At 36.1% G+C, this 11810-nt stretch carries 12 protein-coding genes; 2 read left to right on the plus strand and 10 right to left on the minus strand.

What is annotated here, in order from left to right; genetic code table 11:
* Window positions 1-88: 88 nt before the first annotated feature.
* On the plus strand, window positions 89-988 hold the full coding sequence (locus CEF19_RS22430; RefSeq protein WP_100408111.1) for a 5'-3' exonuclease: 900 nt from the start codon (window positions 89-91) through the stop codon (window positions 986-988).
* Window positions 989-1042: 54 nt separating this feature from the next.
* Here CEF19_RS22430 and CEF19_RS22435 read toward each other — a convergent pair whose 3' ends face one another.
* Window positions 1043-2032, minus strand: a complete 990-nt coding sequence (locus tag CEF19_RS22435) for a ketoacyl-ACP synthase III (RefSeq protein ID WP_100408112.1) — start codon at window positions 2030-2032, stop codon at window positions 1043-1045.
* Window positions 2033-2217: 185 nt separating this feature from the next.
* Between CEF19_RS22435 and CEF19_RS22440 the strand changes: the two genes are divergently transcribed.
* Complete coding sequence (locus CEF19_RS22440) at window positions 2218-2736, plus strand: hypothetical protein (RefSeq protein ID WP_100408113.1); 519 nt, start codon at window positions 2218-2220, stop codon at window positions 2734-2736.
* Between the two features lie 318 nt (window positions 2737-3054).
* On the opposite strand, the gene CEF19_RS22445 is transcribed toward CEF19_RS22440, so the two are convergent.
* From CEF19_RS22445 to CEF19_RS22480, 9 genes are all read right to left on the minus strand, one after another.
* The gene (locus tag CEF19_RS22445; RefSeq protein WP_100408114.1) at window positions 3055-4206 is read right to left on the minus strand and encodes a restriction endonuclease; all 1152 of its coding nucleotides are present in this window, start codon (window positions 4204-4206) and stop codon (window positions 3055-3057) included.
* A 25-nt stretch (window positions 4207-4231) separates the two neighbouring features.
* Window positions 4232-5074, minus strand: a complete 843-nt coding sequence (locus tag CEF19_RS22450) for a nuclease-related domain-containing protein (protein WP_100408115.1) — start codon at window positions 5072-5074, stop codon at window positions 4232-4234.
* Window positions 5075-5246: 172 nt separating this feature from the next.
* Entirely contained in the window at window positions 5247-5369 is a 123-nt protein-coding gene (locus CEF19_RS24065; RefSeq protein ID WP_264755150.1) for a hypothetical protein, read from the minus strand.
* Window positions 5370-5554: 185 nt separating this feature from the next.
* A complete protein-coding gene (locus CEF19_RS22455) occupies window positions 5555-6511 on the minus strand; it encodes a TRM11 family SAM-dependent methyltransferase (RefSeq protein WP_227522063.1) in 957 nt (318 codons plus the stop codon).
* 45 nt (window positions 6512-6556) lie between these two features.
* Window positions 6557-8164, minus strand: a complete 1608-nt coding sequence (locus tag CEF19_RS22460; RefSeq protein WP_100408116.1) for an ABC transporter permease — start codon at window positions 8162-8164, stop codon at window positions 6557-6559.
* Window positions 8164-9060 carry an ABC transporter ATP-binding protein gene (locus CEF19_RS22465; RefSeq protein ID WP_100408117.1) on the minus strand — a complete coding sequence of 299 codons (897 nt, stop codon included), beginning with the start codon at window positions 9058-9060 and terminating at the stop codon, window positions 8164-8166. The genes CEF19_RS22460 and CEF19_RS22465 overlap by 1 nt, the downstream gene beginning before the upstream one ends.
* A gap of 348 nt (window positions 9061-9408) precedes the next feature.
* Complete coding sequence (locus CEF19_RS22470; protein WP_100408118.1) at window positions 9409-10092, minus strand: hypothetical protein; 684 nt, start codon at window positions 10090-10092, stop codon at window positions 9409-9411.
* A 297-nt stretch (window positions 10093-10389) separates the two neighbouring features.
* Window positions 10390-11271, minus strand: a complete 882-nt coding sequence (locus CEF19_RS22475) for a metallophosphoesterase (RefSeq protein WP_100408119.1) — start codon at window positions 11269-11271, stop codon at window positions 10390-10392.
* Between the two features lie 69 nt (window positions 11272-11340).
* A complete protein-coding gene (locus CEF19_RS22480; RefSeq protein WP_100408120.1) occupies window positions 11341-11799 on the minus strand; it encodes a divergent PAP2 family protein in 459 nt (152 codons plus the stop codon).
* Window positions 11800-11810 lie beyond the last annotated feature (11 nt).

Raw genomic sequence — 11810 nt, forward strand, 5'->3', positions numbered from 1 at the left:
AAAAAGCCTGCTTTTTTGATCTTCTTTGAAGTTAAAATCATGATAAAATAAAGAACGGACGAAAACCACTGAAAAGGAGATATTACTCTTGCAAACAACTCAATCATTACTATTAATAGATGGATTTAACCTTTTGAGTCGTGGTTATTTTGCCACAGCTTATGGGAAAAATGAAGAAGACCTCCCAAAAACAAGTGAGGGGCTCTACACAAATGGACTGCGCGTGTTTTTCCAAAAACTGTTTCACCTCGTTTCATCTCATTCTATTTCCCATCTTGCCGTCGCATGGGACGTAAAAAGAGAGGATTCCGTTCGGAGACAATACTTCCCTGATTATAAACAAACGCGTGGCGAATTGCCTCAAGCCCTAATCCAACAATATCAAACTTGTGAAACATTACTAGAATCGATGGGCATGAAACAGCTTGTAACACCCCCGTATGAAGCAGATGATGCCATCGGTGCGATTTCATGCTTATGGACAAAGCAATTTCCAGGACAATCTTGTTTCATATACAGTAATGACCGTGATTTACTTCAACTTCTAAATGAACAAACCACGCAAATTATTGCCAGTAAAAAAGGAGACCAGTTATACACTGTCGACCATTTTACAGCAGACTATTCCATTCAACCAAATCAATGGATTGACGTAAAAGCTTTACTTGGAGATAAAAGTGATAATATCCCTGGATGTCCAGGTGTGGGTGAAAAGTCTGCTCTGCCTCTCATACAACAATATGGTTCAATTGAAAGATTATTTGATGAACTTGAATCGCTCGACCCAAGCTTTAATCGCTATAAAAAAAAGCTAGTTGCAGGCCAAGACTCTTCTATTCTCAGCAAAAAATTAGCAACGATTTTATGCGATATTCCGGAACTAGAAATGACTTCATTTGAAGAATACCTTTTAAAACTAGACACTATAAATATTCCCGCAATTTTAGAGCCTTTTAATATAAAAATAAAAACAACTACTTTTTCGTAAAAAAAATGCAATATTTTAAGGGCGTCAAAGCGAATAACCCGCTTTGACGCCCTTTTAATTATCTAAATTCCATTTAATTAACAAACCAGAATGCGCTAGTCCCCCACCGAAACCGTATAATAAAACAATGTCGCCATTTTTAAGTTTACCCTCATTTAATCCTAGATCAAGTGCTAGAGGAATGGTGGCTGCCGACGTATTACCGTAATGAACTAAACTCGTTAAGGTTTTATCTATTGACACACCAGTGCGGTCGCATATTGACTCAATCATGCGCATATTTGCACTATGTGGGACAAACCAAGAAACGTTAGCTAATTCAATTCCGTATTTTTCAGTTACAGCTTTCATTCCTTTTGGTACGGTTGTAACAGCCCATTTATAGACTTCACGTCCATTTTGGATAAGGTTTCCACTTGGATTTAACTCTTGTCCATCCATTTGGTTAGCTAAGTTTGTTCCATATAAATTAATGGCTGATTCCCCGTTAGAGCCAACGTGTGCCGATAAGAAACTCGGCGATTGCTCATCGTATTCTACCAGAGCAGCCCCAGCACCATCCCCAAATAAGATACAAGTCGTACGGTCAGTCCAGTCCGTAATTTTAGAAATGGTCTCCGCACCGACTACAAGAATTTTCTTATGTACGCCCGCTGTTATTAAACCATTTGCGACATGTAATCCATAGGTGAAACCAGCACAAGCAGCATTTAAATCGAATGCCCCTGTATTCTTGATTCCTAACTTTGCTTGAATGCGAGAAGCAACACTTGGGGTTCGGTAATCCGGCGTTAATGTACTAACGATAATTAAATCAACATCTTCGATCGATTTATTGAATCGTTTCTGCATATTTAATACAGCCTTATAAGCTAAATCACTCGTAAATTCATCTTCTTTTGCAATTCGTCGTTCCTTTATCCCTGTTCTTTGAACAATCCATTCATCATTGGTCTCAACAAGTAACTCTAAGTCTTCATTTGTCATAATGCGCTCTGGAACATAAGAGCCAATCGCTGTTATACGTGCCGTTGATTGAAGCATAGTATGTAAAACCTCATTTCTTCTAATGAGTTAATATTAGGATCAGGTGCTAATTCATTGTAAAACAATCAGAAATAAAATTCCACCGTTTTTGCATAATTCTAGTACCTGTCAATTTCCTATTGTCATTTGTCTACGCTTCGCATATAATATAATACTTGTAAAGTGAAGAAAGGGGGGATTCGGTGCTATTAACAAGCGAAAGGGCATTTACCACCAAAGAACAAGAGCCCGAACTGTTAAAGCAGAACCTAGAAGAACTTGAGTTTCAAGTATTTCGAATGCAGGAAAATTTAAAGGAAATTGCTAAGCAAGCACAAGTTCTAGGAATTGAACAAACAAAGGAAGAAAAATGGGTGATTGTGTACTTAATAGATGATGGGCGCACTTGTAAAATTATGTTAAATGAATGCGAATCAGCTTATCGCGGCGTTTGGGACTTTACCATTCAAGCAAAATATGTTGGAACTCACACAATCTTTATTGGAGATATTAAAGGTGAAGAAAACAAAGGGTATGGCTCTATATGTATAAACTATTTAAAAGAACACGCCAAAAGCCAAAACATTCAATACATTTCAGGTGATATTGCCAAACGTGACTGGAATCATCTTGACAGACTCATCCATTTTTATCAGAAACATCGCTTCCATATAGAGATTGACCGTAAAACTCAAAGCGGGACGATCCTTTGGAATGATTAAATGCAAGGAAGCGGAGAATGTATTTCTCCGTAAAAGTCATAAATATACCAAGGGTTCAGTTGAAATATAGATAAGCCTAACCGGTAGGTGAAAATTAAACCGACCTAGATTTAATTATTGAAGAAAAGATGAAAGTGTATTATTAAGCTAACACTGACTCTTGATAAAATCTAAAAATATGACCAATACTATGTTATTGAATAAAAATAAGAAAAACTCCCAAGTGAATTTCTAAAGAGTTTTTCTTATTTTTTTAACTTGATTGTTATTTCCACTCACCCCTGAAAGTAAAGTTTTAAGTAGAAATTTCACTTCTAATTATTCATCTTTAAAATAATCATAATCAATTGCTTTCACCACAAAAGTATGATTAACATCCACCCCCACATTATGACTAATCATTAACTTCGAAAGTTCTATACCATCAATTAAGATTATCTTTTTTGATTCCAACTTTTCAGCATACTTTCTTGCACCCTCTGTAAAATAAGAAGTAGTAATAAAAACACCTTTTCTGGATCCTTTTCCATCTAATGCTCCCGAAAAACTTTGAACAACATCACGACCAACAGAATTATTAGCGGAATATCTTTTGGCTTGAACATAAATGTTGTCTAACCCTAGTTTATCTTCTTTTATAACCCCATCTAATCCTTCATCATTGGTTCTTTGAGTCACTTCCCCGTCGCCATATCCCATAGTCGTTAGTAATTCTACGACTATATCTTCAAATTTCATCCAATGAACAATTCTTAATTGTTTAAGAAGATTGTCAGCTAATTCACTTTTTAATTCATTTAGCTTTTCTTTAACTACCGTTAAAGGGTCCACAACTTTCTCTAATTCCTCAATCTCTTCCTGAATTTCACCCCCACTTTCATTTAATAAATCTAATCCGTGGTCTGTTATTTGATATGTTAATTTATTAATTTCTTCAATATAACTTTCTTTTTTCAAACTGTACCGTACACTTCTCACTCTAGATAAAAATATAATATCGCTATTATTCTCATACTTCATTAATCTTTGTTCTTCACTTAATTTAAAGCACTTAACTAGTTTTTCAGTAATATCACTTGCTGAATATGCTCCACCTTCTTTTATCATTTCTAAATAGGGAATCATCATATCTCTTACAGAAGGAATAGTATCTTTTATATTTTCGTTATAAACTTTATGTACTCTATCAATTTTGCACTTTTCGATAAATCGTTCCTCTTCTTTAATATTTATCGGCAATTCCTCTTTATTTATAATTTGTTTAATTTCTATTTTTGTTAACCCAAGCTCATTAAGTTTCTTTAGGAAAGTAAGTATTCTTAAAGATTCCTGATTATACATAACCTTATTTCTATTTATCTCAGTAGGTATATAATCTTTGAAATCCTTGACCCATAGTCTACCCGTTGATTCAGACCACCCCACTAACTCAGACAACTTTGTCTTTGTTAGTAATTTTGACTTTTCCATGTGGAATCACCTATTTTCTTATTATTCAAGTAATGTTTTTTTGGTGCTGGAAACAATAAACTTTTTCTTTGAATTTCTTGTTTGATAAGCAATAGGTTTTAACCTTTTCAGATACTGGCTCACTGCACACAACACATTTCTCCGGATGCTGGGGTTGTTTGACTGTATGTTCTTTGTTCTCTTTCAACTTTGTAACATGTTTTTCTCTAACCACAATGTCAATTATGTTGGCATCAGAAATAACATTATAAATTGAGTTAATTTCTTTTTCACTTAGCAATGGTTCTTTATGTTGCAATTTCATCACTGATAATTTTCTATGTATGAAGTCCGATAATTCTATGTCATAAACAATAATTTCATTAGAAGAGATTTTTCTTAGCTCAATATCATCTATCTTGAACGTACAGCGTTTTGTGAAAGACACCATTGATATAAATACATCACTGTATTTAGTGTCTAAGTAACCTTTCAAAGCTTGGATATGTCCATAATTCTGAACAAAGGGATTCATAAACTTAAATTTCCCGTTAACCAGCCAAGTTTTTCTTCCTTTTCCTCCATAGATTGTGCCTTGATAGTTCTTCGTTTCAATCACAATTATTCCATATGGTGTAATGACAATATGATCTATCTGAGAATAACCCGTTTTTGACTTTTGATTTTTCACCATCAGATCGCTCAAACACTTGTACTCTTTTGAAAGCTGGTCAAGTTGAATATCTATTTTATATTCTCCAAGTTCACCGATTCTTGTAGCTGTAACTTTATTTCTTATTTCCTTTTGTTTTGGTTTGGTTTTTGCATTAGAGACTTTCTCTTTAGTTGAACCACCTTTTGAGAACATTTTTATAAACTTAGATAACATAAAATCCCTCTATTCTAAAGAAATGTATCACCAGAAAACGCCAAATTATAAGAATAAAAAAAGACAGTCATGCTAACAAATATACAATAATGCCTTTTCAAGTACCTACTCTTTCTATCTATGAACCATTCGATGATAGTTCGATCAGACAGCCACTAAGTATTCTTTAATATTAAGAGCGCTTCATCATCCAACGTCCTGCTCTTTTTCTATTTTCAAATTCATTAATACTATTCTCGTTATTTATTCCTATAACAATTATACCATAACCCTCCTTTAGTCTCTGTTTCATCATCTAATCCCCATAAAAACTACCTTACGAAAGCAGAAAGGTTCAGTGCACCCCAACAAGCGTTTACAAAAAACCTGCCCTTTTTATAGACCTTATGAATCAACTATCCAAGCTCTCAAAGACAAAAAACACTTGCAACATTTACAAGTGCTTTAGACAATCTATCATTTAATTAATTGGAGGATTGGTTATTCACAAACAATGATTTCTCGAGAAAATCTCGCTTTTTTAGCGACGCAACGATCCACGATGGTAAAACCAGACTTCTTAAGTAAATCATCAATTGGCTCAATCGTGACAACAACGACCTTATCCGCAAATCTGCGTGCACTTTGAAGCATTTCCAGTTGCTCTGTCGGATCTAATACAGAACAAAGATTATATGGCATATCGATAATAGCCACATCATAATCGCCTATGACATTGCGTATATCCTTTAACATGACTTCTCCGTATAAATCAAAATAGGCTATGTTTTCTCGTGCGCCAATCGCAGCAAGTGGATTTATATCACTCCCCACAATCTCGATATGCATTGATAATGCTTCGATTAGTACTGTTCCTATTCCGCAACAAGGGTCGATTACTTTTCTACCTTTCGGATTAGGGACAGCGATGTTGACAACCGCTCTTGCAACACGCGTGCTAAGGGCAGTTGAATAATTTTGAGGCTTTCTTTGATGCTTTAACCATATGGACTCACCTTTGACATATTGACCGAAAACCCAACCTTCTTTTAATTTCATAATTGCATATAACTGTTTTGGTTTGAGTAAATCAACCTTACCTTGAATTTGCAAGCCAATGTCACGCTCGATTTTACGTCTTTCCTCAAACACTACGATTTCATCTTTAGGTAAATCATCATTTTTTACAAAAATCACCTTGAAAGTCGAAGCAATTGGTTGAAATCCCTGACATTGACGGAGAATATCATCCAAGCATTTCCCTTTGTAGATTACATCTATTCTCTCTCTTATAAATGGACTTCTGCTTGGCTTTATTCGAATTGGACTCTCAATAATTGACGATTCAGAAACAGACCCAAAGAGTGAGCGCATTTCTAACTGAGACAAAGAACGTTCATCCTCATGACAGGAATACGTATATAGATAATGAACCGCCTTTTGTTTAACCTTTTCCACTCTTTCCCAACCTTTACTATTCGATATAACATAGAAGATTTTTGCTTATTCCCCTATAATATCACGTTTTTTATAACCTCTAAACCCAATTAGCATGAATGAAATCGCCAGACCAATTAAGGTGAAAGACTTTAAATAGTTCATCTCTTCAACTGGGAGTTGTGCGATATGACCGTATGGAGAAAGCTCCCCCATCCATTCCGGGAATTGCAGCAACCCACCTAAGTAAACGACAATGAAGGAATAACCTAAATACAACCAGATAATGCTCGCCAATTGGGGAAATACGCCTATAAATAGTACGACCAAACCTGTCATGAGCCAAATCGCAGGTAAATAACCCATCAGAGCAGCAAACATCATTGTAAAAGAAAGAGGTTCTTCCATCATTGAATAAGCTGTAACCCACAATCCGGTTAACGCTAAGAATAACATCACAAAACCAAAAAACAGTGAAAGCGCTAAGTAACCTCCCATTAATTTCGTACGCGATACCGAATGAGTCAGTACATGTTCAATGCGATTTTTTCTCTCTTCTGCTCTAATTTTAAGTATAGGCAACAAAGCAGGGACTGTGCATATCATGGAAATAACAGACATTAACATTGTTAAAAATTGTTCAGTTAACGAAAGCCCCTCTACTGGTGGGAATAACTCAGACAGCATTTCATTGCTCGAAAAGAAAGACTCTAAATCACCTAATACCGATCCATAAGAAGCACCTAAAATAAACATCCCGACCGCCCATGCTATGATACCTGTACGTTGTAGTCTAAATGCAAGCCCCAACGGACTTAATAAAAAACGGTTTGCGTGTTTTCTACCAGGTTTTGTAGGTAAAAAACCTGATTCCAAATCTCGAATTCTATTTAAATATAAGGAAACAACGACAATGCCTAAGCCCATTCCAACTGTTACGAATATGGGCCACCAATAATTATTTACATACACTTCAGTTCTTAAAATCCAACTAAGTGGTGAAAACAGTGAAAGCATTTCATTACTAACATCTCCAACCGCTCGCACGAGATAGGCTACCCCTAAAGCTGTAAAAGAAATTCCTATCGTTCCTCTTGTATTATCTGAAACTTGAGCAAATAGAACCGTCACAGCGCAGAAAAGTATTCCCGTTGCTCCTATAGCGGCTCCGTATAAAAGGGATCCTTCAAGGTCCATGCTTTCAATTCCCAAACCATACAAACCAAAACCGATAAGTAAAGCTAACAATAGGTTTGCACTAAACAAAACAATTATCGATGCCCCTACATTGGTTAGCTGCCCCACGGGAAGAGCTCTAATTAATTCGACTCGCCCTTCCTCTTCATCTGCCCGTGTATGACGTGTAGCAAGTAAAATATTCATTAGCGCTACCACTATGGCCGTAAATAACAACATTTGATGTGCCATCATCGGACCAGCAGTATAGTCATTCAAGCCATAACCTGGTCCAATCATTGCTGTCATCGCAGGGTTCCTCATTGTTTCAGCAATTACCTGTCTTTCTTGTTCATTTTGATATAAATCAGTAAATGCAGAAGCAGTAACGATTGTAATAAACGATAAAGCCATTAACCAAATTGAAAGCCGTAAACGATCGAGTCGTATCATGAAGAGTGTCATACGCGCTGTTTGACTGTACAGCTGCTTCCCCATTATATTTCACCTTTTGCTTCTGTTTTGTAATGGCGCATAAATAAATCTTCTAATGCAGGCGGGGAACTTTCTAGTTTTACTAAACCGAACTCACTAACATGCTTCATCACTTTAGCTAATTCTTCTGTATCAACCTGAAAGGAAAGGGCTTCCTCTATTCTCTTAATATCATGAACCCCTTTTAATGTATTTAAAGACGAAATCGGTTTTTTCGTTTCAATAAGCAAATTCGTTCTAGTTAAATGGCGTAGTTCTTTTAACGTTCCTGTTTCAATCATCGTTCCTTGACGAATAATTCCGATTCTATCACATAACCTCTCAACTTCAGATAAAATATGGCTAGAAAGGAGAACACTTTTCCCTTCATTTTTTGCTTCAATCACACAATCTTGAAATACTTTTTCCATTAGTGGGTCCAGTCCTGATGTCGGCTCATCTAAAATGTACAAATCTACATCTGATGAGAACGCAGCTATTAACGCAACCTTCTGCCGGTTTCCTTTTGAATAGGTTCGACATTTTTTAGTGGGGTCAAAGTTAAACTTTTCAATTAATTCTTCACGAAGATTTTTGTTTTTCTTCCCACGTAATGCCATAAATAAATCAATGACTTCTCCGCCTGTTAGATTTGGCCAAAGATTTACATCACCCGGTACATACGCAATACGTTTGTGAATGTCGACTGCGTCTGTCCAAACATCCTGTCCAAATATCTTGGCTTCCCCTCCTGATGCCTTCAAGATACCTAGTAAAATCCGAATTGTCGTTGACTTTCCTGCTCCATTCGGCCCAATGAAACCATACACTTCTCCCTTATTGATTCCGATATTTACACCATTTAACGCTGTGAATTCACCAAATTTCTTTGTTAGATTGGTTGTTTTTAAAATGTCCATTTGAAATACTCCCCCACGTGTATCATGAATTTGAACAAAACTATTTTGAGTTTGGTGTCTGGTGATAAGAGCTAAGTATTATCTATAGAATAACCTGTTGTGGAATCATTCGCTACTAAGGTTTGTATCTCCTTTATAGTAGTATCAATATTGAAAAAGCCTCAAACATATTCTCCATTTCAGTCGAAATCTCATAGGAATTGTTGCCACTTTTCCACGAGTTAAAGGCATTTTTGGCATGAATCGTCCATCGGCCTGAAGTATATTGATAGTGAATTCACTGCCTATTTTCTACAAAAAAAAGGCACTCCAAGGGATTGTCCTCCCCTTGGGCACCTCATTTTTCTTTTATTCAATCGTTTTAAGCATGGCCCACATACTTGGACCAATTCCTTCAGCAGCTTCTTTTGAAGGAAGAAACAAAGTAAAGCTCAATACATCTTCTTCATATTTCTTAGCTGTATGAACCACTGTGGTTTTTGTGCCATTCATTTCTACTTCTTCAACAATCGCATACTCAACTCCATCTAACGGTACATCTGCATCCTCTTGAAGCGTTCCTTCTGCGTGGTCAAGTATGTTTTGTTTCATTTGCTCGACATCCGCGTTAGCTCCATTAGAAGTAATTCTCGTAAAAAATTCTTCATCATAATTTGAGAAAATGACATCACGATTCGGTTCTTCGCTCACCAATGTATAATCTTGTAAAATATAAATAGCATAACCGAGTGGTGCTCGATTAAACTGAGCTAATCTCTTTTCATGTTCACCTTCCACAACAACATCAATTTCTTTTTCATCTGCTAATTCAATCGATGTTGATGGCTCTTGTTCTTCTTGAACTGGTTCCTCTTCTTCTACAGGCTCTTCTTCAGGTTCTTCCTCCACAACCTCAGGATCCTCATTTGCCGGTTCCTCTACTTGCTCCTCTTCAGGCGTACCATTTACTTCATCATTTTCCTCGACTGTACCACATGCAACGAGGGTTATTGCTAATCCTGCTACTAGTATATATTTTAGTGTTCTCTTCATCTTAACTTCCCCCTACTCTTTGTTGTTTATTTCTAGCTATAAAACGACCCAACTTCAAGAATGGTTTCAAAAAAGTTTGGAATTTCCTCGACTGTTGCTATTAATAAATTATACCACGCTATTATCTATGTAGGAATTGTGTTTAATTAAAGTAACAGTTTAATATTAAAGAGATTTCCTATTTAAGTTGCTATACATGGACTAATAAAAACGTTATTAGCACGTTAATAGAGCTATTTACCAATACCATTATTAACTATAAACTTGACTACTAGAATTAAACTATTATCTCATAGATTACGATTGGTTATTTGGCGCTTGGAGCGTCAGAACTACTATTTCTGGACGATTAAAGAGTCTTATAGGAATGATGCTATTTCCAAGCCCTCTACTCACAATCATTGTGGTATGATCTAGAATGAATTTTGCTGAATAGAATTCTGGGAATAACCCTTGGTTTGGTGCTACAATTCCACCGATAAACGGAATTCTAAACTGACCACCATGCGCATGCCCTGAGAAAACCAAATCAAAACCAAATTGTGAATATAAAAAGAATAATTCTGGTCTATGAGCTAATAAAATGTTGAAAGTTTCATGTTTTTCAACCTCTTGAAATATATCTTTTATAGTACCCTCTGCTATCTCTTGGTCTGAGTAGGCATTCTTAGCTTTTGCGGGGTCATCAATTCCGATAATTTGAAACTTCTCTCCCCCCTTGTCTATTTCTTCAACTGAATTCCTCATAACATGTACACCTATATTATTTAATTTAACTTCCAATCTATCAAATTTCCCAGACCACCATTCATGATTACCAGTTACGAAATAAACAGGAGCAATCTCAACAAGTCTTTCCATCAACAAAAGACTGTTTTTTTCTTCATATCTTTTTGAATCTACTAAATCCCCCGTAAATACAATTAGATCTGGGTTTACTTTCTCAACCCTTTTCACTAATTGACTTTGGTTGTTACCAAAAGATTTACTATGTAAGTCTGATAGTTGAACAATTTTATAGCCCTCAAAGCTGTTGGGAATCTTAGTCGAATTAAATGTATATTCAGTGGTTTCAATTGAATTGTTTTGAAAATGAATAAAATAAATTAACAATATAAAGCCAACAATAAAATAGATATACCTTCTACTCTTTTTATTCTTCAAAAATAGCAAACTCATATTTTATTAACCTCCAATACCGTTATTTATAAGCTCAAAAACGCCAGTTAAAGTAACTGACGCTTGGTACTATGATTTGGTTAACGCATAACCAAGTGAACCTGTTACAAGGCCTAAAAGGGCACCTCCGAGTACCTCTTCTGGTTGATGACCTAAGCGCTCACGAAGCCTAACCGCTTGTCGATGACTAAGATTATGGTCATAGCTATCCGTTACTTGTTCAAGCTCGGCATCCATTTCATTTACTTTTATTGTTAATTCTCCGGTTTGCCTACGTATCCCTTGTGCGTCATACATGACAATAAGTCCAAAGACTGTCGATAGTGCAAAATCAATGGATGATACGCCTCGTTCTAATGCAACATAGGTTGCGAGCGCAGTAACTCCAGCAGAATGGGAGCTTGGCATCCCACCTGTTTCCACTAATGTTCCTTTATCCCAGTTACCTGTCTTTGCTTTCTTAATCGGGATCTTTAGAGATTGAGCTATCCCTATAGTTATCAATGCTGTTAACATTGGTTTGTTCATGTCCTCACCTC

The organism is Bacillus solitudinis (assembly GCF_002797395.1).
In the GTDB taxonomy this organism is placed as follows: Bacteria; Bacillota; Bacilli; order Bacillales; family Bacillaceae_D; genus Halalkalibacter_A; species Halalkalibacter_A solitudinis.